The 25947-nt window shown below is 69.6% G+C and carries 25 protein-coding genes; 15 read left to right on the top strand and 10 right to left on the bottom strand.

What is annotated here, in order from left to right:
* Positions 1–7: 7 nt before the first annotated feature.
* The 3 genes from ACWD0J_RS26830 to bcp all read right to left on the bottom strand — a co-directional run bounded on the left by ACWD0J_RS26830 (position 8) and on the right by bcp (position 1804).
* Positions 8–559, bottom strand: a complete 552-nt coding sequence (locus tag ACWD0J_RS26830) for an HNH endonuclease signature motif containing protein (RefSeq protein WP_451498401.1) — start codon at positions 557–559, stop codon at positions 8–10.
* On the bottom strand, positions 556–1197 hold the full coding sequence (locus ACWD0J_RS26825; RefSeq protein ID WP_451498400.1) for an HNH endonuclease signature motif containing protein: 642 nt from the start codon (positions 1195–1197) through the stop codon (positions 556–558). Before ACWD0J_RS26825 ends, ACWD0J_RS26830 begins: the two co-directional genes overlap by 4 nt.
* 139 nt (positions 1198–1336) lie before the next feature.
* Positions 1337–1804 (bottom strand): thioredoxin-dependent thiol peroxidase, encoded by a 468-nt coding sequence (bcp, locus tag ACWD0J_RS26820; protein ID WP_451498399.1) that lies wholly within the window; start codon positions 1802–1804, stop codon positions 1337–1339.
* Between the two features lie 133 nt (positions 1805–1937).
* On the opposite strand from bcp, the gene ACWD0J_RS26815 reads away from it, so the two are divergent.
* Together ACWD0J_RS26815 and ACWD0J_RS26810 are read left to right on the top strand one after the other, a co-directional pair.
* On the top strand, positions 1938–2267 hold the full coding sequence (locus ACWD0J_RS26815; RefSeq protein ID WP_451498398.1) for a DUF3618 domain-containing protein: 330 nt from the start codon (positions 1938–1940) through the stop codon (positions 2265–2267).
* 44 nt (positions 2268–2311) lie between these two features.
* Positions 2312–2668, top strand: a complete 357-nt coding sequence (locus ACWD0J_RS26810; protein ID WP_451498397.1) for a GroES family chaperonin — start codon at positions 2312–2314, stop codon at positions 2666–2668.
* A gap of 69 nt (positions 2669–2737) precedes the next feature.
* On the opposite strand, the gene ACWD0J_RS26805 is transcribed toward ACWD0J_RS26810, so the two are convergent.
* Positions 2738–5227: a transglycosylase domain-containing protein gene (locus ACWD0J_RS26805; protein ID WP_451498396.1), complete on the bottom strand. Its 2490-nt coding sequence runs from the start codon at positions 5225–5227 to the stop codon at positions 2738–2740.
* A gap of 201 nt (positions 5228–5428) precedes the next feature.
* Here ACWD0J_RS26805 and ACWD0J_RS26800 point away from each other — a divergent pair, with 201 nt between their 5' ends.
* From ACWD0J_RS26800 to ACWD0J_RS26785, 4 genes are all read left to right on the top strand, one after another.
* On the top strand, positions 5429–6229 hold the full coding sequence (locus ACWD0J_RS26800; protein ID WP_451498395.1) for an ABC transporter permease: 801 nt from the start codon (positions 5429–5431) through the stop codon (positions 6227–6229).
* Between the two features lie 46 nt (positions 6230–6275).
* Positions 6276–7133, top strand: a complete 858-nt coding sequence (locus ACWD0J_RS26795) for an ABC transporter permease (RefSeq protein ID WP_451498426.1) — start codon at positions 6276–6278, stop codon at positions 7131–7133.
* A gap of 6 nt (positions 7134–7139) precedes the next feature.
* Positions 7140–8108: an ABC transporter ATP-binding protein gene (locus tag ACWD0J_RS26790; RefSeq protein WP_451498394.1), complete on the top strand. Its 969-nt coding sequence runs from the start codon at positions 7140–7142 to the stop codon at positions 8106–8108.
* A 155-nt stretch (positions 8109–8263) separates the two neighbouring features.
* Positions 8264–9082, top strand: a complete 819-nt coding sequence (locus ACWD0J_RS26785; RefSeq protein WP_451498393.1) for a DUF1707 SHOCT-like domain-containing protein — start codon at positions 8264–8266, stop codon at positions 9080–9082.
* A 112-nt stretch (positions 9083–9194) separates the two neighbouring features.
* Here the strand turns inward: ACWD0J_RS26785 and ACWD0J_RS26780 are convergent, their stop codons facing one another.
* Positions 9195–10529 (bottom strand): SGNH/GDSL hydrolase family protein, encoded by a 1335-nt coding sequence (locus tag ACWD0J_RS26780; RefSeq protein ID WP_451498392.1) that lies wholly within the window; start codon positions 10527–10529, stop codon positions 9195–9197.
* A gap of 195 nt (positions 10530–10724) precedes the next feature.
* On the opposite strand from ACWD0J_RS26780, the gene ACWD0J_RS26775 reads away from it, so the two are divergent.
* Entirely contained in the window at positions 10725–12062 is a 1338-nt protein-coding gene (locus ACWD0J_RS26775; RefSeq protein WP_451498391.1) for a DUF445 domain-containing protein, read from the top strand.
* Between the two features lie 239 nt (positions 12063–12301).
* Positions 12302–13819 carry an MFS transporter gene (locus tag ACWD0J_RS26770; protein ID WP_451498390.1) on the top strand — a complete coding sequence of 506 codons (1518 nt, stop codon included), beginning with the start codon at positions 12302–12304 and terminating at the stop codon, positions 13817–13819.
* A gap of 515 nt (positions 13820–14334) precedes the next feature.
* Here ACWD0J_RS26770 and ACWD0J_RS26765 read toward each other — a convergent pair.
* Both ACWD0J_RS26765 and ACWD0J_RS26760 read right to left on the bottom strand, forming a co-directional pair.
* Positions 14335–15885, bottom strand: a complete 1551-nt coding sequence (locus tag ACWD0J_RS26765) for an alginate lyase family protein (protein ID WP_451498389.1) — start codon at positions 15883–15885, stop codon at positions 14335–14337.
* Positions 15886–16142: 257 nt separating this feature from the next.
* Positions 16143–16451 carry a hypothetical protein gene (locus tag ACWD0J_RS26760; protein ID WP_451498388.1) on the bottom strand — a complete coding sequence of 103 codons (309 nt, stop codon included), beginning with the start codon at positions 16449–16451 and terminating at the stop codon, positions 16143–16145.
* A gap of 190 nt (positions 16452–16641) precedes the next feature.
* On the opposite strand from ACWD0J_RS26760, the gene ACWD0J_RS26755 reads away from it, so the two are divergent.
* The 4 genes from ACWD0J_RS26755 (at position 16642) to ACWD0J_RS26740 (ending at position 20476) form a co-directional block, all read left to right on the top strand.
* Positions 16642–17067: an Hsp20/alpha crystallin family protein gene (locus tag ACWD0J_RS26755; protein ID WP_451498387.1), complete on the top strand. Its 426-nt coding sequence runs from the start codon at positions 16642–16644 to the stop codon at positions 17065–17067.
* 235 nt (positions 17068–17302) lie between these two features.
* Positions 17303–17749 (top strand): DUF2267 domain-containing protein, encoded by a 447-nt coding sequence (locus tag ACWD0J_RS26750; RefSeq protein WP_451498425.1) that lies wholly within the window; start codon positions 17303–17305, stop codon positions 17747–17749.
* A 391-nt stretch (positions 17750–18140) separates the two neighbouring features.
* Positions 18141–19811, top strand: coding sequence for a glycosyltransferase (locus ACWD0J_RS26745; protein ID WP_451498386.1), 1671 nt, complete (start codon positions 18141–18143; stop codon positions 19809–19811).
* Positions 19812–20128: 317 nt separating this feature from the next.
* Positions 20129–20476 carry an ankyrin repeat domain-containing protein gene (locus tag ACWD0J_RS26740; protein WP_451498385.1) on the top strand — a complete coding sequence of 116 codons (348 nt, stop codon included), beginning with the start codon at positions 20129–20131 and terminating at the stop codon, positions 20474–20476.
* Between the two features lie 198 nt (positions 20477–20674).
* Here ACWD0J_RS26740 and ACWD0J_RS26735 read toward each other — a convergent pair whose 3' ends face one another.
* Together ACWD0J_RS26735 and ACWD0J_RS26730 are read right to left on the bottom strand one after the other, a co-directional pair.
* Positions 20675–20890, bottom strand: coding sequence for a DUF397 domain-containing protein (locus tag ACWD0J_RS26735; protein WP_451498384.1), 216 nt, complete (start codon positions 20888–20890; stop codon positions 20675–20677).
* Complete coding sequence (locus tag ACWD0J_RS26730) at positions 20891–21736, bottom strand: helix-turn-helix domain-containing protein (protein WP_451498383.1); 846 nt, start codon at positions 21734–21736, stop codon at positions 20891–20893.
* A gap of 218 nt (positions 21737–21954) precedes the next feature.
* Here ACWD0J_RS26730 and ACWD0J_RS26725 point away from each other — a divergent pair, with 218 nt between their 5' ends.
* On the top strand, positions 21955–22575 hold the full coding sequence (locus ACWD0J_RS26725; RefSeq protein WP_451498382.1) for an ATP-binding protein: 621 nt from the start codon (positions 21955–21957) through the stop codon (positions 22573–22575).
* Positions 22576–22641: 66 nt separating this feature from the next.
* Here ACWD0J_RS26725 and ACWD0J_RS26720 read toward each other — a convergent pair whose 3' ends face one another.
* Positions 22642–23544 (bottom strand): hypothetical protein, encoded by a 903-nt coding sequence (locus ACWD0J_RS26720; protein ID WP_451498381.1) that lies wholly within the window; start codon positions 23542–23544, stop codon positions 22642–22644.
* 247 nt (positions 23545–23791) lie between these two features.
* Here ACWD0J_RS26720 and ACWD0J_RS26715 point away from each other — a divergent pair, with 247 nt between their 5' ends.
* Together ACWD0J_RS26715 and ACWD0J_RS26710 are read left to right on the top strand one after the other, a co-directional pair.
* The gene (locus ACWD0J_RS26715) at positions 23792–24481 is read left to right on the top strand and encodes a hypothetical protein (RefSeq protein ID WP_451498380.1); all 690 of its coding nucleotides are present in this window, start codon (positions 23792–23794) and stop codon (positions 24479–24481) included.
* 25 nt (positions 24482–24506) lie between these two features.
* Complete coding sequence (locus tag ACWD0J_RS26710) at positions 24507–25943, top strand: hypothetical protein (protein WP_451498379.1); 1437 nt, start codon at positions 24507–24509, stop codon at positions 25941–25943.
* Positions 25944–25947: the final 4 nt, after the last annotated feature.

Raw genomic sequence — 25947 nt, 5'->3', positions numbered from 1 at the left:
GCCTACTCTACTGGGCGCTGCGTACTGTCTGCTGTCCCCGGCCCCCGCTGCACCATGTGCTGGTGATCGCGTGACAGTTGGGGCACAACAACCGCAGGTTTTCCCGCCTGTCGTCGCTCCAGTCCCCGTTGATGTGATCAATTTCCAGGGTCATGGGCTTGCCGAGCCACTCGGGACCGGTTCCGCACTTGGCGCACTTCTCGACCACGCCCACAGCGAGCAGTGCACGGCGCAACCGCTTTGTCGCCGTGCGGCGCGCGCCGTCGTGGCGTACCAGTACATCCTCTGGGTGTTTGGCGGCCGTGCTCGGCTTTCCCCGCTGGTGTGCCTGTCCCAGGAAATGCGAGGTCGGGATGCCGTGTTCGGTGATCCAGCTCTGCACCTGTGCGCGCTGCCCGCCGTTGCCGGGGCGATCGAGCCTGCGTAGGACCTCAGCGAGGGAGAGCGACTCGGCAACGGCGGCTCGTAGCTCGTCCACTGCGGGGCGAGGCCGTCTGATATAGGGGCGCTTGGCCATTTCGGTCAGCCGCTCGCGGGCGCACTGCGTGCCGTTGGTCATGAGACGCGCTTCTTGCCGCGGCCCCGATAACTATCCGTCGTCGAATGGCAGTTGGGGCACAGCAGTCGCAGGTTCTCGATGCGGTTGTCCCGCCAGTTGCCGTCGATGTGGTCGACCTCCAGGGGGAGCGGACGACCTCGCCATACCGCTGCCGTGCCGCAGAGGGCACACCGCTCGGGGACACCTCTGACCGTCATCGCCCATCGGAGCCGGTCACTCGGGACGCGCCGGGCCTCAGCGGTCGGCTGCTCGACGAGCAGGCCTTCGGGTGTGCGGGGTCGCCAAGCCCTGCCGCGCCGGGTCGGTACCTGGAAGTGGGAGGTGTCGATCCCGTACGCCTTGACCCGTCGGCTGATGTGCGTGTGGTGCCCGCCGACCACCTCGAGTCCGAGATGGCGCAGCACCTCGCACATGTTCGTCGACGCCGAGACCGCTGCCTGAAGGACCTCCCGGGTCCAGCGCACCCCCTCCCGCTCGAAGTGCGAAACGTCCACCCCCAGCTTCCTCATCCGCTCGAGGACATACCGGCGGGTCGAACTCCGCGGATCGACCCCCAGCCTCGCCAACGCCTCCGACAAGGTCCGTGACCCCCGAGCCGCCTCCTCCAGCCGCTCCTTCGGATACGCACTGGTCCCCATCGATCCCCTCCGTACCCCGGCCACGTGTTCGTGGTCTCGTACGGAGTAACGAACCGCTTATCGGACAGTCACGCTCGAAACGTGAAGCGGCTCGTACCGGGTCGTTCCGGTGCGAGCCGCCGTCGGGGGAAACGCGGGATCAGATCCCCAGGTCCTTGATGATCTTCGCTACGTGGCCTGTCGCGCGGACGTTGTAGAGGGCCCGTTCGACCTTGCCGTCCTCGTCGATGACGACCGTGGAGCGGATCACGCCCAGGTACGTCTTGCCGTAGTTCTTCTTCTCGCCGAAGGCGGCGTAGGCCTCGGTGACCTTCTTGTCCGGGTCTGCCAGGAGGGTGACCTTCAGGTTCTCCTTGTCGCGGAACTTCGCCAGTTTCTCGGGCTGGTCCGGGGAGATCCCGATGACGTCGTATCCCGCGCCGGCCAGCACGTCGAGGTTGTCGGTGAAGTCACAGGCCTGCTTGGTGCAGCCTGGGGTCAGGGCCGCGGGGTAGAAGTAGACGATGACCTTGCGTCCCCGGTAGTCCGACAGGGAGACCTCTTTGCCGTCGGCGTCGGGGAGGGTGAAGGCGGGGGCTGCATCCCCGGGCTGGAGTCGCTCGCTCATCGGGCTAGCGTAACCGGGGGTCCTGACAGTGCGGCGGCGGGCGGAGCTGACAGACTGTCCGCAACAAGCAGCACTGACAGGCAGCAGTGACAGGCGACAGCAACAGGCATCAGCTGACTTCGGAGGCCTTACGGTGGCGGAGACGTCGGACACGCGAACCCCGGCGCAGATCGAGGCGGACATCAAGCGCCGCCGCGCGATGCTGGCCGAGACGCTCGACGAGATCGGGGTGCGGGTGCACCCCAGGACGATCGTGGGCGATGCCAAGGCCAAGGTCGCGTCGAACATCGATCACACACTCGGGCGGGCCTACGTCGGGGTCAACCGGGCGGTGAGCGAGGCGAAGGCCCAGTTCGTCGACGAGGACGGCGCGCCCCGGCTGGAGCGGGTCGTGCCCGTGGCGCTCGTCGTGGTCGGGCTCGTGGGGCTGCTCGCCCTGGGAACCCGGCGGCGGAAGGGCTGACCCACCGGCATACGGACGCGTCGAGGCCAGGTAGGTTCAGTGCCGTGAGCGCCAACAGAAACGAGCACAGCACCCAGCACGACAAGCTGCCCATCCGGATGCTGCACGACCGGGTACTCGTGCGGCAGGACACCAGTGAGGGCGAGCGGCGTTCCGGTGGCGGGATCCTGATTCCGGCCACCGCGGCCGTCGGGCGCCGGCTGGCGTGGGCGGTGGTCGTCGCCGTGGGGCAGAACGTACGGACCGTGGAGCCGGGCGACCGGGTCCTGTTCGACCCGGAGGACCGGGCCGAGGTGGAGGTGCGGGGCGTCGGGTACGTCCTCATGCGTGAGCGTGATCTGCACGCGGTGGCCGCGGACCGCTTCGAGGGGTCCGAGGACTCGACCGGGCTGTACCTCTGAATCAGCGGTGACGAAAGGGCTGGTGACCACGGTCACCAGCCCTTTCCTCGCTCGGCGGCGTGCCGGGCGTCACTCCCGGCGGCTCGACAGCTGGGGGGTGGTGCCGCTCGTCGCCCCTTGCTGCGTGCCGTCCGTGGTGGAGCCGGTGGTGTCCCCGGTGGCGCCGCCGTCCGTGGTGGAGCCGTCCGTGGGATCGCCGGTGGGGTCTCCCGTGGTCCCGGCCGTCGTACCGCCGCCGGTGGTGGTGGAGCCGTCGGTGGTGCCCCCGGTCGTCCCGTCCGTGGTGGCGCCGCCGGTGGTGCCGTCCGTGGTGCCCCCGCCGGTGGTGGTGGTGCCGTCGGTGGTGCCCCCGGTCGTCCCGTCCGTGGTGGCGCCGCCGGTGGTGCCGTCCGTGGTGCCCCCGTCGGTGGTGGTGGAGCCGTCGGTCGGGTCCACGGGGACGTCGGTGCCGGGGGCCTCGGACTCCGTGGAGCCCGGCTGGAGCTGGAGGTCGAAGTCGGCGACCGGCTCGCCCTTGAGGGCGTCCTTGGTGAACTGCGCCCAGATCTCGGCCGGGGCGCCGCCGCCGTTGACCCGGGCCAGTCCCATCGCCCCGTACAGCGGCTTGTGGGCGGCGGTCACCGGGTCCTGGCCCATGACGGAGACGACGGTGGCGAGGTCGGGCGTGTAGCCGGCGAACCAGGCGGCCGTGTCCTCCTCGGCCGTGCCGGTCTTGCCCGCGGCGGGACGGCCGGCGGCCTGCGCGGCGGTGGCCGTGCCGTTCTCGACGACGCTCCGCAGGACCGACGTCGTGGTGTCGGCGGCCTCGCGGCTGACGGCCTGGCTGGTCTTCTGCCGGGGCAGCTCGATGTCGCCGGCGCCGCCCCTGGTGATCTTCTCGATCATCGTGTACGTGCCGTGCCGGCCGTGGTTGGCGAGGGTGGCGTACGCCTGGGCCATGTCCAGGACGCTCGCGGTGGACGGGCCGAGCGCGATGGACGGGGACGCGGTCAGGTCGGGGGTGTCCGCCGGGATGCCCAGGTCGATCGCGGTCTCCTTGACCTTGTCGGAGCCGACGTCGACGGCCAGCTGCGCGTACACCGAGTTGACGGACTTGTCGGTGGCCTCGCGGACGGTGATGTCGCCGTAGGAGACCTGGTCCTCGTTCTCGGGCGCGTACGTGCCGCCGTCCCAGCCCACGATGGGGCGTTTGTTGGTGCCGTCGTAGATCGTGTTCGGGGTGATGACGCGGCCGTCCTGCGTCTCGGAGTGGTTCTGGACGGCGGAGGTGAACACGAACGGCTTGAAGGTGGAGCCGACCTGGAAGTCGCCGCGGGTGGCGTTGTTCGTGTACTGCTTCACGTAGTCGATGCCGCCGTACATGGCGAGCACCTTGCCGGTCCTGGGGTCGATGGCGGCGCCGCCCGCGCGGACGTACGTGTCGACCTTGCGGTTCTTCTTGTCGAGTTTGTCCATCAGCTGGTCGTTGACCGCGTCGACGAAGGCGTCCTGCTTGCCCTTCTCCAGCGTGGTGGTGATGCGGTAGCCGCCGACGGCGAGCTGGTCCTTGTCGAGGATCTTGTTCTCGGTGAGGTAGTCCTTGATCGCGTCGACGATGTAGCCGCGCTGCCCGGACATGCCGGTGGAGACCGTGGCCTCCTTCGGCATCGGGAACTTCATGCCGGCCCGCTCGGACGCGGTCAGCCAGCCCTTGGTGACCATGCCGTCCAGGACGTAGTTCCAACGGGCCTGCGCCGCGCCCTTGTTCTCCGGGTGGGCGACGACGTCGTACTCGCTCGGCGCGTTCAGCAGCGCGGCGAGGTAGGCGCCCCTGGCGGCGTCCAGCTCGATCGCGTCGACGCCGTAGTAGGCCTGGGCGGCGGCCTGGATACCGTAGGCGTTGCGGCCGAAGTAGCTGGTGTTGAGGTAGCCCTCGAGGATCTGGTCCTTGGTCTCCGTGCGGTCCAGCTTGATCGAGATGAAGAACTCCTTCACCTTGCGGGTGACGGTCTGCTCCTGGGCCAGGTAGTAGTTCTTCACGTACTGCTGGGTGATCGTCGAGCCGGACTGCTTGCCCTTGCCGGTGGCGGTGTTCCAGCCGGCGCGGAGCATCGCCTTGGGGTCGATGGCGGACTCGGTGTAGAAGTCGCGGTCCTCGGCGGCCAGGACGGAGTGCTGGGCGTCCTTGGAGATCTGCCCGAGGGACACGTTCTCCCGGTTGACCTCGCCGTCGCGGGCGAGCTGGGTGCCGTCCGCGTACAGGTAGACGTTGCTCTGCTTGGTGGCGAGCGCGTTGGCCGGCGGGATCTGGACCAGCGAGTAGCCGAGGAAGAACAGGCCGGTCAGCAGCAGGACGCCCATGACGAACGCCGCGAGCAGCATCCGCCAGGTGGGGACGGCGCGCCGCCAGCCCGTCCGCCGGGGCCGCTTGGCCTTCTTGCCCGCCGGCCCCGCGGACTCGGGGCCCCCGGACTCGTACTCGCCGGACCCGGACCCGCCGAACCTGGGCTCTTCGGCCGCTTCGGGCTCTCTCGGTGCCCAGCCCTGCTTCGGCTGCTGCGGCTGCGGCTCGTCACTCATGTCGTGCACGGACTCCTGTTTCGCGTCGTACGTTCCCGTACGCCTCGTACGCCTTCTGCGCCCCCACTTGAAGACTCTCGCACCACGCGTTCCGTTCCCGACAGTCGGCACGCGTTGCGGTCGGAAAACGCCTGGCCTGCCGGGCCGCCGCAGTACTAGGCTCCTCCGCTTCGGTGTCGTGCGGCGAGGAGGACGACTGCGGTGGGTTCGGCGCGCTTGTACGCGGCCGTCGCGTCGGGGGGCTTCCGACGGTACGCGACGTATCGGGCGGCCACGGCGGCGGGGGTGTTCACGAACACCGTCTTCGGGCTGATCCTCGTCTACACGTATCTGGCGCTGTGGGACGAGAGACCGCACCTGGGCGGGTACGACCAGGCGCAGGCCGTCACCTACGTGTGGCTGGGGCAGGCGCTGTACGCGACGCTGGCGATCCAGGGCGGCGGTTTCGAGGCCGAGCTCATGGAACGTATCCGCACGGGTGACGTGGCCATCGACCTGTACCGGCCGGTCGACCTCCAACTGTGGTGGCTGGCCCACGACCTGGGGCGCGCGCTGTTCCAGCTGCTGGGGCGCGGTGTGATCCCCTTCGTGTTCGGGGCGCTCGTCTTTCCCACGGCGCTCGCGGACGATGCGGTGACCTGGCTGGCCTTCCTGGTCGCCGTCCTGCTCGCGATGATCGTCAGCTTCGGCATCCGTTTCCTGGTCGCGCTGAGCGGGTTTTGGCTGCTGGACGGCACGGGCGCGCTGCAGGCGATGATGGTCACCGGCATCTTCTGCTCCGGGATGACGCTGCCGCTGAACGCCTTCCCGGGGGCGCTGGGCGACGTCGTACGGGCCCTGCCGTGGGCGGCGCAGCTCCAGATGCCCGCCGACCTGCTGATGGGGAAGACCGATCCGCTGCCCGCCTTCGCGTTCCAGGCGGTGTGGGCGGTCGCGCTGCTGGCGGCCGGGCGGCTGGTGCAGGGGGCGGCGACCCGGCGGGTGGTGGTCCAGGGTGGGTGAGAGTGACCGTGTGCCGGGGAGCGGCCGGGTGCCGGAGGGCGACCGGATGCCGGGGAGCAGCCGTCTGCTGGCAGGCGACCGGATGCCGGAGCGCAGCCGTCTGCTGGAGGGTCTGCGTGCCTACCGGCTGATCTCCGCGATGTGGATCCGCTCCACGCTGGCCTACCGGGTGTCCTTCGTGATGACCGTGTTCGGCACCCTGCTGGTGACCGGGCTGGACTTCGTCGCGATCTTGCTGATGTTCTCGCAGGTGGACGTGCTCGGCGGGTACACGCTGCCCGAGGTGGCCTTCCTGTACGGGCTGTCGGCGACGGCCTTCGGGATCGCGGACCTGGTGATCGGCTCGGCGGGCCGGCTGGGCTCGCGGGTGCGTGACGGCACGCTCGACACGCTGCTGGTGCGGCCCGCGCCGGTGCTGGCCCAGGTCGCGGCGGACCGTTTCGCGCTGCGCCGGCTCGGCCGGATCACCCAGGGGGCACTGGTGCTGGGCTACGCGCTGGTGGCGCTGGACATCGGCTGGACGCCGGTCAAGGTGCTGATGGTGCCCGTGATGCTGGTCTGCGGCGGGGCGATCTTCTCTGCGGTGTTCGTGGCGGGCGCGGCCTTCCAGTTCGTGGCGCAGGACGCGTCCGAGGTGCAGAGCGCGTTCACGTACGGCGGTCAGACGCTGTTGCAGTATCCGCCGACCGTGTTCGGCAGGGGACTGGTGCGCGGGGTGACGTTCGTGTTCCCGGTGGCCTTCGTCAACTGGGTTCCGGCGTCCTATGTGCTGGGGCGGCCGTATCCGCTGGCGGTGCCGCAGTGGGCGGCGTTCACGCCTCCGCTGGTGGCGGTGGTCTGCTGCGGGCTGGCCGGGCTGGCCTGGCGGGCGGGGCTGCGGTCGTATCGGAGTACGGGAAGCTGAGGACGGATGGACACGGGTTTCATCGAGGTGGACCGGCTGGAGAAGGTCTTCGACGTGCGCAGGAAGACCGGCTTCCTGAGGCGGGAGCGGCGGCAGGTGCGCGCGGTCGACTCGATCTCCTTCCGGGTGGCCCGCGGCGAGATGGTCGGCTACATCGGCCCGAACGGTGCCGGGAAGTCGACGACGATCAAGATGCTCACCGGCATTCTGACGCCGAGCGGGGGCCGGCTGCGGGTCGCGGGCATCGACCCGTCGCGGGAGCGGACACGGCTGGCGCACCGGATGGGGGTGGTGTTCGGGCAGCGTACGACGCTGTGGTGGGACCTTCCGCTGATCGACTCGTACCGGCTGATGCACCGCATGTACCGCATCCCCGACGGCCGGTACCGCGAGAACCTCGACGCCCTCGTCGAACTCCTCGGCCTCGCGGACCTGTTGGAGGTCCCGGTCCGGCAGCTGTCGCTCGGCCAGCGGATGCGCGGCGACATCGCGGCGGCCCTGCTGCACGACCCGGAGGTGCTCTACCTCGACGAGCCGACCATCGGGCTGGACGTCGTCTCCAAGGCCAAGGTGCGGGGCTTCCTGCGGGAGTTGAACGCCGAACGGGGCACCACGGTGCTGCTGACCACCCACGACCTCCAGGACATCGAGCAGTTGTGCTCCCGCGTGATGGTCATCGACCAGGGGCGGATGATGTACGACGGGCCGCTCACCGGGCTGCACGAGGCGGGGGCGAGCGAACGGATCCTCGTGGTGGACCTGGAGCGTGAGCTGCCGCCCATCGAGGCGCCGCCGCCCGCACGGGTGGTGAGGGTGGACGGGGCCCGGCAGTGGCTGGCGTTCCCGGCGTCGCAGTCGGCGGCGCCGCTGGTGGCGCGGGTCGCGGCGGAGTACCCGCTGGTGGATCTGTCGGTGCGGGAGCCGGACATCGAGGCGGTGATCGCGAAGATGTACGCGGAGCGGACGACTGTGTGACGCCCGCCCCGGTGACGTCCGTGGAGCGGACGACGGTGTGACGCCAGCGCCGGTGGCCTCCGTGGAGCGGACGACCGTGTGACGCCCGCCCCGATCGCGGAGTGGCGGGCGCGACCGCGTAGTGCCCGGCGCCGACAACTCGTAGGCTGCTGGGTATGACCGAGGATGCCCCGGAGCTGCGCGCCTCCGACGCCGATCGTGAACGAGTCGCCGAGGTCCTGCGGGACGCCCTCGCGGAGGGGCGCCTCGACATGGAGGAGTTCGAGGAACGGCTGGACGCGACCTACAAGGCCCGGACGTACGGCGAACTCGCGCCGATCACCCGGGACCTGCCGTCCGGAGCGCACGCCGCTCCCGCGTCCCGGGTGTCGATGACCAAGAGCCCCGCACAGAGCGGGAGTTGGGCGGGACGGATCACCGGCGGCGAGGGGTCCTCGACCTGGGCCGTCGCCGTCATGTCGGGGTTTCAGCGCAAGGGGCGCTGGACGGTGCCCCGGCGGTTCAACAGCTTCGCCTTCTGGGGCGGCGGTGAGATCGATCTGCGCGAGGCGGACTTCGCGGCCGGCGAGGTCGAGATCAACTGCGTCGCGATCATGGGCGGGATGCAGGTGATCGTGCCGCCCGGCGTCGAGGTCGTCGTGCGCGGCATCGGGATCATGGGCGGCTTCGACCACCGCGAGGAGGGCGTGCCGGGCGATCCGGGCGCCCCGCGCGTGATCGTGACGGGTTTCGCCTTCTGGGGCGGGGTCGGCGTCGAGCGCAAGCTCACCCGGGCGGAGCGGGAGGCCCTGAAGGAGGAGCGGCGCCAGGGGAAGCTGGAACGCAAGGCGTCCCTGCGGGAGCTCGGGGAGTCGTCGCGCGGCGGCGGCCACGGGGCGCACCGCGGGATGCTCGACGGACACCACGACCTGATGCGGGAGCGGAAGCGGGAGCGCCGGCAGGAGCGGGACCGCCGGCGCAACGGCGATCACTGACCAGGGGGACCACTGACCAGGGGGACCACTGACCAGGGGGACCACTGACCACGGGGCCCGCAGACGACGGCTGGATGCCGACGCCGGTCGGGTACGGGCGTCAGCCGGGTGACTACAGCTCCGCCGGTGCCGTCCCCTTCAGGTCGTCCAGGTCGAACGCTGCGGCCATCCGCCCGTACCCCTTGTCGCTCGGGTGGAGGTGGTCGCCCGAGTCGTGGTCGGAGCGGAACCGGCGCGGGTCGTAGGGGTCCCGGACGGCCTTGTCGAAGTCGACCACGGCGTCGTAGACCCGGCCGGCGCGGATCTCGGCGTTGATGGTCCGGCGGACGTTCTCCCGGGCGTCGGAGTAGCCGCGGTGGCCGCGGAAGGGCATCAGGGTCGCGCCGACGACCTTGATGCCGCGGGCGTGGGCCTGGCGGACCAGCGTGCGCAGGCCGGCGAGGATCTGGTCGGGGTCGGCCAGGTCCGGGTTGCGCAGGATGTCGTTGATGCCGAGGTCGACGACGACGACCTTGACGTTCGCCCGGCCGAGGACGTCCCGGCCGAAGCGGCTCACGCCGGCCTGGTTCTCGGCGGGCCGGCCCAGACCGTTGGCGAGGACCTGGTTGCCGCCGATGCCCTGGTTGACGACGCTGTAGCGGGGCAGGTCCCGGCCCGCCGCGAGCGCCGCCCGCAGCCGGTCGGACAGCAGGTCCGGCCAGCGCTGGTTGGCGTTCTCGGTGGAGCCGACGCCGTCGGTGAGCGAGTCGCCGAAGGCGACGACGGTGCCCTCGGCCTCGTCGCTCAGCACGTCCAGCGCGGTCAGGTAACGCCAGTACTCGGTCCGCTCGGTGTACGCGGTCGCGGTGAGGTCCTCGGTGCGGTCGCCCTGGGCGGCGTACGAGATCTGCCGGGCCCTCGGGTGGTAGGTGACCGGGCCGGACGGCGTGGGGGAGTAGGTGGTGACCAGGATGTCGCTGTCCGCCGGGACGGGGAGGGCGACGGCGTCGCTCAGCACCTGCTGTCCGGCCGGCACGACCACGCTGGTGCTGCCGCCGAAGGTGAGGCGCCGCATGGTCCGGGCGGCCGCTTCGGCGGTGCCGGCCCCGGCCGCGACGGCGATCGAGGCGTGCGTGAGGGTCAGCGGGGACTGGCCGTAGAGATTGGACAGCGTGACGCGGGCACTCGTACCGCCGACGCTGGTGTGGACGACGTTGCGCACGGAGCGGCCCGCGAGGCCCTCGGTCTCGGTGCCGGGTTCGCCGCCGACGGGGGAGGCGGACCAGGTGCCGACCCAGGTGCCGGTGGAGGCGGGGGCGGCGGAGTTGTGCGAGGGGCCTCCGCCGGACAGCGCGGCCCGGTCCCTCGTGCCGGCGTCGGCCGCCACTCCGACGTAGATGGCGGTGGACAGGGCCACGATCACGGCGACGATCGTGGCGAGCAGGGCGTAACCGTGACGCCGGGTCATGCTGTGTTGTTCTCCTCGGGCGATGGGAGCCCCGGGCTCCGATCTGATGAACCCATGATGAGTCATGGGTCTGGGGAAGACTGACAGGACCCCGCCGCGTTCCCCCGACCGGACAGACGCCGGGAACTCCTGTTCCGTTCCGGGAGTCGGTCAGGAAGGGACAATGTGTGAGGGATCACCGAACGGGTGGAGCGGATGGAACGTACGGAAACGGGATCAACCGGTGCGACAGGGCAGCCTGCCCGCCCCGGCACCTTCACGAACCGCACCATGAACACGTTCAGCGCGGCCGACGAGGTGAAACAGCGCGGGGTGCGCCGGATGAAGCTCACCGCAACCGGCCTGCTGCTGTTCGTCGCGCTGGTGTACGTCCTCGCCGAGTGGGCCTCCCACCAGGGCGCGGGTGCCTGGGCGGGCTATGTGGCCGCGGCCGCCGAGGCGGGCATGGTCGGCGCGATGGCCGACTGGTTCGCGGTCACCGCCCTCTTCCGCCGCCCGCTGGGCCTGCCCATCCCGCACACCGCGATCATCCCCACGAAGAAGGACCAGCTCGGCGTCTCGCTGGGTGAGTTCGTCGGCGAGAACTTCCTCTCCGAGGACGTCGTACGACAGCGGCTGCGGGCGGTGGGCATAGGCAGCCGGCTCGGTGCCTGGCTCGCCGACCCCGAGCACGCGGACCGGGTCACGGCGGAGCTGTCGGCCGCGCTGCGGGGCGCCCTGACGGTCCTGCGGGACTCGGACGTGCAGGCCGTGGTCGGCGAGGCGATCACCCGCCGGGCCGACGCGCAGGAGATCGCGCCCGGCATCGGCAAGATGCTGGAGAAGGTCGTCGCCGACGGCGGCCACCGCAGGGCCGTCGACCTCATCGTCACCCGCGCGCACGACTGGCTGGTGCTGCACAGCGACTCCGTGATGGACGCCGTGCAGGGCGGGGCGCCCGGCTGGACCCCGAAATTCGTCGACAAGAAGGTCGGCGAGCGGGTCTACAAGGAACTGCTGCGCTTCTGCTCGGAGATGCGGGACATGCCCTCCCACCCCGCCCGCGGCGCCCTCGACCGCTTCCTCGGCGACTTCGCCTCCGACCTCCAGTCCGACACGGACACCCGCGCGCGCGTCGAGCGGCTCAAGGGCGAGGTGCTGGGCCGCGGCGAGGTCCAGGACCTGATCGCCTCCGCGTGGACCGCCGTACGCTCCATGATCGTCGCGGCCGCCGAGGACGAGCGCAGCGAGCTGCGCCTGCGCGTCCGCGCCTCCCTCCTGTCCCTCGGCACCCGGATGGCCGCCGAATCCAGGATCCAGGGCAAGGTCGACGGCTGGGTGGAGGGCGCGGCGGTGTACGTCGTGACCACCTACCGTCGCGAGATCACCTCCCTGATCACGGACACGGTGGCGGGCTGGGACGCCGAGCACACCACCCGCAAGATCGAGGCGAACATCGGCCGTGACCTGCAGTTCATCCGGATCAACGGCACGGTGGTGGGGTCGCTGGTGGGGCTGTTGATCTATACGGTCTCCCGGGGGTTGGGGGCGTAGGGGAGGGGGTGTCGGGGAGGGGCCGGGGCCGCTTGTCGGCGGGGCGAGTCGGGTGGTGGGTGGGCGTGAACCGGGAATCCGGGGGCGGAGCCCTCGGGAGGCCCCGGGAGGCCCGCGTCAGCGCCCGGTGCGGCATCGGCACCCGGCGCCCCGCCCGGCCCCCCACCCCGCCCCGCCGGGGCGTAAAGAGGCAGGCGCCGGGCATCCGATCGGGATTCCGCTCACTGAGGAGGGAGCCCATGACCACCGCCAAGGCCAGCGGCAGCGTCCCCGCCGAGACCGGTCCCACCATCACCACCAGCATCCCCGCCCGCCTGGACCGCCTCCCGTGGTCCCGCTGGCACTGGACGATCGTCATCGGTCTCGGCACCGTGTGGATCCTCGACGGCCTGGAAGTCACGGTCGTCGGCAACATCGCCGGCCGGCTCTCCGAGCCCGGCAGCGGCCTGCCGATCACGTCGGGCGAGGTCACCGGTATCGCCGCCGCCCTCTATGTCGCCGGCGCCTGCGCGGGTGCCCTCTTCTGGGGCCGCCTGACCGACAAGTGGGGCCGCAAGAAGCTGTTCATGATCACCCTCGCGGTGTATCTCGCGGCCACCGCGCTCACCTCGATCGCCTTCGACACCTGGTGGTTCTTCGCCTTCCGCTTCCTGACCGGCTTCGGTATCGGCGGCGAGTACGCGGCCATCAACTCCGCGATCGACGAGCTGATCCCCAAGGAGTACCGGGGGCGCGTCGACCTGATGATCAACGGCAGCTTCTGGCTCGGCGCGGTCGGCGGCTCGCTGCTGTCGATCGTCGCGCTGAACACCGACATCTTCCCGGCGAACGTCGGCTGGCGGCTGACCTTCGCCCTGGGCGCCGTCCTCGCCCTGGTGATCCTCCTCGTACGACGCCACGTCCCGGAGAGCCCCCGCTGGCTGCTGATCCACGGCCGGCACGAGGAGGCGGAACGGATCGTCTCCTCGATCGAGCGGAAGATCGAGGCCGAGCGCGGCGAACCGCTGCCGCGGCCCGAAGGTGAGATCACCATCCACCAGCGCCGCAGCGTCACCTTCGGGGAGATCGCCCGTACCGTCTTCTCCGACTACCGCAGGCGGGCGATCCTCGGCTTCTCCCTCTTCATCGGCCAGGCCTTCCTCTACAACGCGATCACCTTCGGCTTCGGCGCGATCCTGACGACGTTCTACGACGTCCCGACCGGCGAGACCGGCTACTACTTCGCCGTCATCGCGCTGGGCAACTTCTGCGGCCCGCTGCTGCTCGGCAAGCTGTTCGACACGGTCGGCCGCAGGGTGATGATCTCGGGGACGTACCTGCTCTCCGGCCTGTTCCTGTTCGGCACGGCCTGGCTGTTCGACCGGGGTTCGCTGAGCGCGAGCACGCTGACGGCCTGCTGGTGCGCGGTGCTGTTCTTCGCCTCCGCGGGCGCCTCCAGCGCGTATCTGACGGTCTCCGAGATCTTCCCGATGGAGACCCGCGCGATGTCCATCGCCTTCTTCTACGCCCTCGGTACGGCGGCCGGCGGCATCAGCGGCCCGCTGCTGTTCGCCGACCTCACCGGCACGGGCAAGGTCGGCGACACGGTCCTCGCCTTCCAGATCGGCGCGGCGCTGATGTGCCTGGCCGGCCTGGTCGCGGCGGTCCTCGCCGTCCGCGCGGAACGCCGCTCCCTGGAGGACATCGCCCAGCCACTGACGGCGACGCCCTCCCCGGCATCGACGACGAAGGGCACGCCGACGGCCACGACGCCGTAGCGGACGGCGGGTCCGGAGGGCGTGCGGCGGCAAGGGGGTGCCGGCGGCCCTGGGGTGCCGGCGGCCCGGGGTGCCGGCCGCACGGGGGTGTCGGCGGCCCGGGGTGCCGGCCGCACGGGGGTGTCGGCGGCCTGGGGTGCCGACACCCCCGTGGTGTCGGCCGCACGGGCGGTGGAAAACCTGTGCGGTCGGTCGGTCGGTCGGTCGGCCCGGCGCCGGGAACGACGCGTGGGAAACCCACCCAGCCTGCGGGCAGTCGTACCGCTGGGGCGGCACGGTGGGCCCGCACGATGGGCGCAGGCGGCACCCGCCGACGCGGGTGAGTGACACCCGTCCGGTTCACCGAGGCGAGCGCGACTCCGCCCGGTTCACCCCGGCCGTGCCGCTCCGTCCGATTCGCCGAGGCGAGCGAGTCCGCCCGCTTGACCCCGGCCGTGCGACTCCGCCCGGTTCACCGAGGCTGAGCGGTTCACCGAGGCCGAGCGGCTCGGCCCCGTTCGCCGTGGCGACAGCCTCTACTGAGCAGTGTCGCGCCGTACCTGGTCGCGGCGGCGCAGGAACAGCAGGCCGCCGGCGACCGCGGTGATCCCCGCGGCGGCCGTCCAGCCGACGATGTCGTCGGAACCGGTGGCGGCGAGGTCACCGCCGGTGCCGGGGGAGGCGGACGCGGCGGGCGAGGGGGCAGCCGTACCGCCGGTCTGCGGCCGGGCGCCGGACCGCGAGTCGGATCCCGGGCCCGTGCCCGTGCCCGTGCCCGTACCGGCATCCGTGCCGGAGGGCGCCGAGGCGCCGCCCGCCGGGCTCGGCGGAGCCGATGTGTCGGCCGCCCGGTCCCGTGTGAACGCCAGCGTCCCGAAGCCCAGTTGGTCGTAACCACCGCTGTTGGGGCCGTAGTCCCCGCCGCCGCCCTCGGGCGCGGCCTTGGCGGCGATCCGGGTGAGGTAGGAGGCGGACAGGCCGCGGCGCTTGGTGTAGTGGCTGGCGATCATGGCCCAGACGGGGCGGGTCATGGCCGGATCGACGGCGGCGGCATCGGTGGCGGTCTCGGTCCCGGACCAGCCGCCGACCGCGCCCTTCGCACGGGTGTTGGCGGTGTAGGCCACGTCACCGCCCATGCTCCATCTGGCCACGTACTGGGCGCCCTTGAGGAAACGGCTGTCGTCGTAGCCGTACAGGTCGATGCCCTGGTTCCAGGCCATCTCGCAGACCGTGCCCATCAGGCCGACGCCGAGCAGCGCGTGTCCCTGGTCGCGGCCGGCCTCGACCCACTCGGCGAGGCCGTCGTCCCGCACCACCGGGATGGCGTGCTTGACGGAGCCCATCCCCTCGCCGTTCTTGAAGTAGTCGACAGCGCGGGCGACTTGGGCCCTGTCGTCGCAGAGGATGCCGGTCGCCAGGACGCAGGCCATGGCCGTGAGGTCCCAGTTGGGCCAGTAGTTGGTGACCACGGCGTCATTGTGGTTGACCAGGAAGCTCTCGCTGAGCGGCGCGAAGACAGTGCTCAGCATGGACTGGAACCGGCCGAGGTCGAAGTCGTCGTGGTCACGGACCAGTTCGGCGGCGTTCGCGAACTGGTAGCCGTAGAGCCCGGCGGCGAGGAACCGGTCGGCGGTGCCGTCCAGCTTGGTCAGCCTGGCCGACCAGGCGTTCAGGATCGCGACGGCGGTGTCGAGGTGGGCGCTGTCGCCGCTGACGTGTCCGCGCAGGGCGTTCTGATAGGCGGCGTGGATGTCGTTGTAGAGGAGCGAGTAGTTCTGCGGGGTGCCGGCTCCCCGGTACACGGTGGCCTGCGGGTTGGCCGTCCAGCCGGCGGCCGAGTGCCGGTTGGCGGCCAGCTTGGCGAAGCCGGCGGTGTAGGGGGCGGCGCCCGCCTTCACCTTGGCCGCCATACGGTCCAGGTCCGCGCGGGTGTGCAGCAGACCGGGGTGCGCGGTGGCTGCGCCGGCCGCGGCGGCGGGAGCGGTGCCGAGAACGGCCGTGGTGGTCGTCGCGGTCGCGGCGATGCCGACGGCTCCGGCGGCCTTGAGCATGCCGCGGCGGCTGATCTGTGGGGTCACGTACGTCATTCCTCGCGTGCCGGTGGCTGAGACGCTGAGGAGACGTCAGAAACTGACGGGGGATAACAAAAAGTGGGGAACTACGGTGGGGGAGAGGGGGGTTGGGGCCGGGACAGTCACGCCGGCGGGGCCGAAGCGTCGGTGTCGGACGACCCGCGGCCCGGAATGCCGGGCCGTGTCGGCTTCTCGCCGATCACCCCTCCTCTCACCCTCACCCTCTCCGATCAGCCCTTCCCCCTCACCCCTCACCCCTCACCCCTCACCCCTCACCCCTTCCCCTTCCGGTCAGCCACCGCCCACGACGCCAGGGCCACCGCGCCCGCGACCCCGAACACGGACGGCCAGGCGCCCACCTTCTTGGCCAGGGGGTGGGACCCGGCGAAGGCGGCGACGTACGCCGCCGTCAGCGCACCCGCGGCCTTCCCGCCCGCCCGCTGCCGCCACTGCCGCGCTGCGGCCGCTCCGGCGGCGGCCAGCACGACCCCGCCCAGCTGCCGCTTCTTGGTCCACCGGGCCACGCCGTACCCGCCGACGATCCCGCCCGCCGCGACCACCGCGCTGGGAACCTTCGCCATGCCTGCCTCCTCCTGCTCACCCGCACACCTAGCCGAATCCGGTAACCCGAGGCTAACGCGCAGACGCACCGGCTCCTCGACGCGCTCCCCCTCATACCTGAGCCGAGGCTTGTCAAGTTTCCTCTCGCGAGCTATATAAGAAGGCGTAGGGCATCGCACGGACAGCGCCTGAAGAGAGGAGTGAACTGTGATGCTCATGCGCACGGACCCCTTCCGTGAACTCGACCGGCTCGCCCAGCAGGTGCTCGGCTCCACGACCCGGCCCTCCGCGATGGCCATGGACGCCTATCGGTCCGGGGACGACTTCGTCGTCCACTTCGACCTTCCCGGCATCGACCCCGAGACGATCGAGCTGGACGTCGAACGCAACGTCCTGAACGTCCGCGCCGAACGCCGTTCCCCCGCCCCCGAGGGCGCGGAACTGCTGGTCGCCGAACGCCCCACGGGTACCTTCACCCGCCAGCTCTTCCTCGGCGACACCCTCGACACGGAACGCATCGACGCCTCGTACGAGGCCGGCGTCCTGACCCTGCGCATCCCGGTGGCCGAGCAGGCCAAGCCGCGCCGCATCCAGATCTCGGGCGGCGGCAGCGACCGTAAGCAGCTCAACAGCTGACGAAAGGAAGGCACCTCCACAGCCGGCTCAGCACTGACCGCGCACAAGCATCAGCGTGACAGCTGACCGGGAAACAGTGAGCAGCTCGACGACTGACCGACAGAGACAAACCAGCAAGACAAGCAAGCAAGACAGGTACCCCCAGCAGGACGCGTCCCGCGGGCCTCCCCCTCCCGCGGGACGCGCGGCGCATCCAGCCGGAGCGATCCAGAGAAGGAGCCCCTACGTGACCGTACTGAGCGTCCAGCCCACGCCACGGCAGAGCGGCAGCGGACCGGACAGGCCCAGATGGACCGACCTGGTCGAGGCGGTCCGGGAGGCCGGCCAGTACTCGACCACGGCCGAGGCGGAACGTGTCATCCGCGTCGTCCTGTCGGCTCTCGGCGGCCATGTGGTCGGCGACGAGCGGGTCGACCTGGCCCGCGCCCTGCCCGAGGAGGCGGCCCGGGTGGTGGCGTCCCAGGTGCCGGCGACCCGCCCGCTGACGGCCGCGGAGTTCGTCGACGCCATCGCCGCCCGCATCGAGGGAGCCACCTCGGCCACGGCCCGCTGGGACGTCAGCTCGGTCCTGAGCGTCCTCCCCCGTCTGGTCGGCGACGACCTGGTCGACCGCGTCCTGACCCACCTCCCGTCGGGTTACGCCCTGCTGTTCGGCCGCGCGGAGCTGATCCCGACGCCGTAAGCCCTACGGGGCTTCGCCCTGCCTCACCCCGGCGGCCCCTGTGGCCCCGTGGGCCCCGACAGCCCCTGCGGTCCCGGCCGCCCCCTCCGACGCGTAGCCCGAGGAGGCGGCGCCCCCGGCACCGGCAGGGCGAAGCCCGGCATGGCGGCGTTGACGCGCCAGGAAACGTCTCCAGGACTGGCCACGCACTTGTACTGGGTTCAGTGGGCGCAGTGGGCAGTAGGCGCAGTAGGCGCAGTAGGCGCAGTAGGCGCGGATCACCTGCCCCAGGCCCGCTATGAAGCGATCGCGCCATTCCTGCAACCGCTTCCCTGAACTCGTTCCCTCAAGCACAACCTTTGCCAGAGTGTGAACGTCCGTAGAACAAAGCGGACTGTTTTGGGGGAAGTTCATGCTCAAGGTCAGCATTGTCGTGCCCGTGTACAACGCGGGCCGGTACATCGATCTCTGCTCGCCCTCGCTCCTCGACCAGAGCCTGGGCGAGGACGCCTACGAGATCATCTACGTCGATGACGGCTCCACCGACGACTCCGCCCAGCGCCTCGACCAGCTGGCGGCCCGTCACCCGCACGTACGCGTGGTCCACCAGGAGAACTCCGGCTGGCCCGGAAAGCCCCGCAACGTCGGCATCCGGCAGGCCCGCGGCGAGTACGTCCAGTTCGTCGACCAGGACGACGAACTCGCCCCCGACGCCCTCGAACACCTGTACCGCCTCGCCGCCCGCAACGGCTCAGACATCGTGCTGGGCAAGGTCGTCGGCACCATGGCGGGCCCCAGCAACGTCTTCAAACGCACCGTCGAGCGCTGCACGGTGGAGGACGCGCCCCTCATCGAGAGCCTCACCCCGCACAAGATGTTCCGCCGCGAGTTCCTCCTCGCCCACGACATCACGTTCCCCGAGGGCCCGGTGCGCCTGGAGGACCAGCTGTTCATGGTCCGCGCCTACCTGCGCGCCAAGACGGTCTCCATCCTCGCCGACCGCCCCTGCTACATATGGAAGCGTCGCGAGGACGGCGGCAACACCAGCAGCCGGGCGACCGCCCCGGAGGACTACTACGGCCACCTGCGCTCGGTCGTCGAGGCCATCAAGGAAGAGACCCAGCCGGGTCCCCTCCAGGACCACTTACTCCGCCGTTCCTACCGCGTCGAACTCCTCCGCCCGGTCGGCGAACCCCGGGCCCTCCAACGCACCGGCAAGGCCCTCGAACGCTACTTCGACGTCGTACGCCGCATGGCCCTCGACGCGTACCCGCCGGGCGTACGCGACGGCCTGCCGGCACTCACGCGGCTCAGGGCGCACCTCCTGGAAGAGGGCCACCTGGACTCCCTCGTCGAACTCGCCCGCCGCACCCGGGGCATCAAGCCCGCCCTCACCGTCGACGACATCCGCTGGCGCGCCGGCAGACTCCACGTCACCACCACGATCGGCATGCGCCGACCCGACGGCGAACCCCTCACCCTCGTCGAACGGTACGGCCGGATGCTCCTGGACCCCGACCTGCTGGCGGGCATCAAGGGCGCCGAGGGCTGGGAGGCCCCGCACCCCCTCGGACACGCCTACGGTGAACTCCTCGTCCACGACAGCGCCCGCGACCTGTGGTGGTTCCCGGACGCCGACCTGACCCCGCGCACCGAACCGCTCGGCGGCGGCCGCCACCGCGTCGTCGTCACCGGCGAGACGGTCATCGACCCGCTCACCCTGGTCGGCGGCGACGCGATGGAACCCGGAACGCACGTGGTGTGGGCGAGCGCCCAGCTCCTCGGCGTCGGCCGCCGGGCCCGCGTCAGCCGCCCCGAAAACCGTTCCGTCCTCGGCGCGGCGAGGATCGGCACCCCGCCCCGGCTGGTCATCCCCGCCTGGTTCGGCCAGCACGCCCAGCTCAGCCTGTCCGTCAGCCAGCCGGGCGAGGCCACGGTCCCCCGCCATCTCCTCCTCCGCACCACAGGAGTCCCCCGCGTCCGCCGCGCGGCCCGCACAGTCCTCCACCACCTCCCGACAGACGTACGCCACCGTGCACGAACGCTCGCCCGAAGAGCAGACCCTTGGAGCAAGAAGGGCTGAGGACCCGGGGAAGCGGAGCCTGAGGAGAAGCGGGGACTGAAGGGAAGCCGTCGGGGAGGGACGGGAAGCCACCGGGGCCGGGAAGCCACAGGGGAAGGCGCCCACCCGCGAGCAAATTGGGCCGCGGGACCAGTCCCCCTCCGCAGCCCGACCTAGGACGGAGGTCCGGTCCGCCGCCGTTGTCAGTGCCGTCTGCGGGGGTGTGCCCACGGGGTCGGTACGAGGGCCGTCCGGTACGCGCTGGAAAGGGCGGCACGGTGACAGGCGGGACAGCGGACGGACCAGCTGAAGATGACTGTGACAATGCCTGGTCGGGGATGTGCTGGGAGGAATGGCACGACTACGAGGCCGTCCGCCGCCTGGATCAGGGCGCCGACCCGGAGTCCTGGATCGGAAGCCGCGCCCTGCATCGGGCGGCTTGTTTCGGCTCACCGGAGGCCGTCACGGAACTGGCCCGACGCGTCGCGGACGTCGATGCCCTCGAATACGGCACGACAGCCCTCTGGGAAGCGCTTTTCGCCGACCGTCCGGACAACGCTCGCCTCCTCGCCGCCGCCGGAGCGGACCCCTGGCGCCCCCAGCTCGGCGGCTGGTCCGTGGGCCGCCTGAGCCTGGCGGGCCCGACCCCGGACCTGTTCACACCACCCGAGAGCGAACCGGCCTGACGGTGGGGGAACGCGCGGGCCGCCGAAGAGACCCGCCGCCTCATCACGGCAGGCCCAGTCAGCCATCGTCCGCCACGTCGACCGACGAGCAGCCGCCATCCTCCTGGCCCTCGCCTACACAACGTGGGCCGAATCAATGACGCAGGCGATGTGAGTGGGTTCTGGGTTAGCTGCGAAGGGTGCAGCGCCATTCGTGGCTCATCTACCAGACTCGTATATACGTCCAGTGTGCGCCACGAACGTCGCCCAGGCGTCGGCCGGGACGCACATGTGTGAGTGCGCTGGCCTCTTGGAGTCCCGTATGAGGACACATGATGAGACGAAGGCGGCTTCTACGCATTCAGTGGCGTTGCCGCCGCTGTACGACGACTTGAACCAGGCTGGTTCGGCGCTGGTCTGCGAGCGGTCGGACATTCACAGCTCCTTGCGGGCGCGTTGGATCATGGCGGAGGAAGCCTCCATGTCCAACGCTTGTGCCTGGAGATACTCGAACGCAAGTCTGTATCGGTCCAGTTCCTCGTCCTTCTCCAGGAAGAGGGAGCCGGCGTGGAAGTCGACGTACACCACGTCGAAGGCCTGTTCGGTGCCGCCGATGATGACGAAACTGCCGAGCGCGGCGGCGTGGGCTCCCTTGGAGAAGGGCAGCACTTGAAGCGTGATGTGGTGTGACTCGTTAGCTTCGAGCAGGCGGTCGAGTTGCTCCTTCATGATCTGAGGTGACCCGACGACGCGGCGGATCACGGATTCGTCGAGGATTGCCCACAGACGCAGTGGTTTCGGGCGAGTGAGGATGTCCTGACGCTTCATGCGGATGTCAACCAGCCGCTCGACCTCCTCACGCTCCAGCGGCACTTCATTGGCCTTCTGCAGAACTGTGCTGTAGGCGCGTGTCTGCAGAAGGCCAGGAACATAGACGCACGAGAAGTGGCTCTCGCGTACGGCCTCGTCCTCAAGCGTGAGCAGCAGGTTCATGCTCTCCGGGATGGAGTCGGCGAAGGAGCTCCACCAGCCTTGCTGCTTGGCATCCCTCGCCAGTCCGACAACGGCTGCACGCTCGGCATCAGTTGCCCCGTACTCCCGGCACAACGCGTCAATGACAAGCCACTTCACGGGCCCGGCTTGGGTTTCGTACCGGCTGACCGTGGCCTTGGAGACGCCGACGAGCCGACCGGCCTCCTCAAGAGTCATTCCCTTGCGAGCACGCAACTTGCGCATCATCACGCCTAGCTGCCGACGTCGGGTTGTGGTCCGTTCGGACATTCGGCTCCTTCGCCATGGGCCGGGCTGCGGCCCGGAGATGCCCATCAGGCTAGGCAGCACAGAGGCGGCCTCACTATCAGATTCACCCGATGGATTCTTGTGAGAAGTTACATAGAGAGAATTCTCTGTGCCATGCTCACTCGCAGATCGCTACGCAGTGCAGCCGTGCGGACACGGCAGGCGCAGCATGTGCGTGGCCCGGGAGGGAGGAGTCGGCCATGCCCGGCTACGAAGGCACTGAACCGAGACTCCGCTGCGTCCTGCCTTTTGAGGCTGTGCCGGCGGAAGTGTGTCTCGTGCGCAGAGCCGCAGTCAGGCAGTTGAGGCGCTGGGGCACACCTGTCGCTGTTGACGAGGCGGAGCTGCTCGTCACGGAACTGGCCACCAACGTGGTCAAGCATGTAGGCGAGGGCACCTCCGCAACCTTGATCCTCGAATGGAGGGGCGAGCGGCTGCGACTCGAAGTCCACGACAAGAGTCCGGTGTGCCCGTCGCTCAGGGCGGTGAACTGTGAGCAGGAGTGCGGGCGCGGCCTGCACCTGCTCACCTCGCTGGCCATGGACTGGGGCACCGTGCTGACAGCGGCCGGCAAGGCCGTCTGGTGTGAGGTCGCGCTCAGTGCCCAGCGCGGGTGCCGACGCGTGGAACGGGCGGCGGAAGTCCTGGAGAACTACGAGGGGAGTCACGGCGGGCCGGTCCTCCGAATGAGGGGTCTTGAGGAGTCCGCGATCGAGTTGATCGCGGATCTCCTCCACTGGACCGCTGCCCGCGGCCATGACCCTGATGACTTCCTGGACCGCGCTCAGATGTACTACGAGGCAGAGGCGAGCGCCGCCTAGGAGTCAGTGACTCGCCGCGCAGACCTCCCGCCGCTCGGAGAGAAGGGCCGCGTGTGACGCCGGCGGTCAGGCCAGTGCCGCACGCAGCATGGCGCCGGCGTCCTTGATGGCGCCATGCTCGTGGAGCGCCAGGGTCGCGTGCAGAACGTCTTGGTAACTCTGGTCCCGACCGTAGATATGGATCACGTTGTCGGCGAGCCGGTCGTCCTGTTGCTGACGAAGCAGTATGAGGAGTGTCGCCATCTCAGGAGGGCTGAGTGCCTCAGTGGTCTGACGCAGAAGGGTCAGTGCGGTTTCAGGCCCCCGTTCCCTTTCCAGCTCTCCGGCCTGATGTGCGATGAGCCGTGCGGCGGCCATGTCGTTCCAGCTCCGCTGCCGGTCCCCCTTCCGGCGGGGGACCGGCAGCGGAGCTGACGACGTCTGAGTAGCCAAACGCGCTTGCAAGCCGGCTCTGGTCGCCTTCAGTTTTGCTACGACAGCCTTCTGTTCGGCCGCTTCGCGCCTGAGGACGTCCATTTCTGCGACCGCTTGCCTGAGAGCAGAGCACTCGTCCTCCCGTTCCTGCAGCCGCCGGGCGAGATCGTCGATCTCTTCCTCCAGGGCAACGCAGTCCTGACACTTCTCAGTCCGTGCTGCGCCGTGGAGTCCCCTGAGTTGCTCAAGGCTGACGCCGACGGCGTCTTCGCCGCCAGCGTCAGCGCATGCCTGCTTGAAGAAGCTTTCGACCAGGTCAAGCCCGGGGAGTGACTGCCCGCTCAGAGCCCTGGATAAGGCACTTTCGCTACACCTGAGGTGTTCAGCGGCTTTGGCCTGAGTTATTCGGTTCCTGGTGGATTTGACCGGGGTCAGATGGCGGCACACCTCTTGCAGGGCCTTGGCGAGAGCTTGCCTGCCAGGCGGAACGTTGCTGCGGAATTCCTTGTCGATCCATCTCGGCACCGTGGAACCATCCGTATACGTCATGGACATGCCGCCATACCCCGCCAGTTGAGAACTGTCTTCATCAGATCCAGTAATTGTGCATCAGCTGACCGCAGTTGGTGTTCTTGCGAGTTCTGGAGCAAGTGTTCTGGCGCTGGACTTCTATTCGGTGCCTGGTGTCGACTAGAGGAACCGCCCGGGAAACGGGGGCGCACGACCACGCACGAGGCGATCACGCGCTTTGTGCGGTCTGACGCGGCCTGAGTGCCGCACGACTTGTGACCGGAGGCGATGGATGACGCTGCCGTCTTGGCAGGACAAGAAGCTGGGAAGCATGGCTCGGGCCGCGTTGTGGCTGGTGACCGTCGTAGGGGAAGGGAACATTTTTACGAAGGCCGCACTGCGTGAGGCGTTCCCCGAGGTGGCCCAGATCGACAGGCGGCTCCGTGATCTGCGCAAGTACGGCTGGCGCATTGATACGAGTCGCGAAGACGCTGAGCTGAAGCAGCAGGAGCAGCGGCTCGTGAAGCGGGGAGCCGACGTGTGGATCCCCGGTCAGGCGAAGGCTCCGAAGCACGAGAACAGCCTCACTCCGGCGCAGCGTACGAAGATCCTCCAGGCGGACAACTACCTGTGCCGCACCTGCGGGATCGGGGTCGGTGAAGAGTACGGAGACGGCGTCGAGCAGGCGCAGCTGAACGTGGCCCGCCGCAAGGTACTCCTCTCCGATGGTGAGGTCGAGTACCAGTTCGTCACGGAATGCAAGCGGTGTGGGCTGGGGAGTTCCGGACGCGAGGTCGACCTGGGTGCCGTACTGGAGATGGTGGAGGCTCTGTCTCCCGTCGAGCGCCTGACTCTGGCCGGCTGGATGGCTGCGGATCAGCGCACTCTGAGTCCGCTGGACAAGCTCTGGGGCCTCCTGCGGACCCTTCCGGAAGAGTCCCGGACGACGGTCGCTGACGCTCTCGACGACATGGACGACTAGGCGAAGTACGGGACGGAGAAAAGCGATGCTGCGGGAGTTCCCGCCGCCGCCGCGGGCGGCCGAGTTCAGCGAACTGATCAAGAAGAGGGTTGAGGAGGTCAAGGCGGCCGGCGGCACGAGGGAGACGGTCACGGTCGACTGGAACGAGCAGCAGGCCCATGTCGAGGTCATCGACCTTCCGCTCAGCGGGCTTTACTTCAACCCCGGAACACATCGTATCCGTGCTCAGCGAAGCCACGACGCTGCCCGGGATGAGGTTCTGGAGAAGGACCCGTGGAGTGCCGAGAGCCAGGACTACCTGATGTTCCTCCTCAAGGCATCGCCGACGGATCCGAACCTGCGTGACCCGGAGTTCGACAAGCTCCAGGACAGCCTGAACCAGTTCGGCCAGAACGATCCCGGCCTGGTGACGCACCACGGCGTACTGGTGAACGGCAACACGCGTGCCGCAGCCCTCCGTGACCTGGGCGTGCAGTCGATGCGCGTGGGTGTCCTGCCGGAGTCGTTCACCTGGGCGGATGTCAACGCCGTCGAGTTGTCGCTCCAGCTGCGCAAGGATCACCGCCGCGACTACTCGTACATCAACAGGCTCCTGGCTATGGAGGAGCAGGCATCCCTGGGACGGACGCCGGAACAGATCGCGAAGGACTTCCGCATCCAGGTGAAGACCTACCACCAGGAGAGGTGGATCCTGAGCACCATCCGGGAGCTGATCGACCGCAGCAAGAGCGGCGGTGGTGTCGCGCTCAGGCTCGTTGACTGGGAGGGCGCTCAGGAACGGCTGAAGGAACTGCACCGCCTGTACCTCAAGCTGGAATCCGTGGACCGTGACCAGGCTGAGGTCCTCAAGGAATTTCGCTTGGCCGCGATTCTCCTCGACTTCTCCAAGACTGATGTCCGGCACATCGACGAGGAGTTCCTCAAGGAGGGTTACCTGACGAGGTCGCTGCCGGCGGCTTTGGCCGTGGGCGGTTCTGACGCGACCCAGCCGGAAGAGGTCTCCATCCCGGGTCTCGACCTCACGGTGCCGGCGACTTCCTCGGTGGTGTCCGAGGCGAGGGCCTTGAACGACCAGATCCTCCGTGCCAGTGCGGCAGTCCGCAGCGCGGCACCGGACCTGCCTGACAGCGACAAGGCGCAGGACCAGGCAGTGCTCGATGGGGCCAGGAAGGCCTTCGACGAGGCGATCGAGTCCGCTGGACGTAACGCCCGTCTGAGGAAGCGGAAGCAGATGGCTCCCGCACGACTCGCGGAGGCGTGCGCGAGCATCGATCAGTGTGTGATGGACCTGGTGCAGGCCCGCACGTCGCAGAGTCTCGACGAGGAGGTCTTCGACGAGGCAGTCCTGAAGCTGCGTGGCAGCCTCCGGAGGCTCGCCCAGCAGGCTGGGCGGGGGCTGCCTACTCCCGGCGACGGTGTGGCCTGGTTGCTGGAGGCCGTGGCCGCGGAGGGCTCTCGTTGAGCGG

Source organism: Streptomyces sp. NPDC003011, from assembly GCF_053591515.1.
The sequence above is the reverse complement of the archived record's forward strand: the minus strand, read 5'-3'. Positions and strand labels throughout refer to the sequence as shown.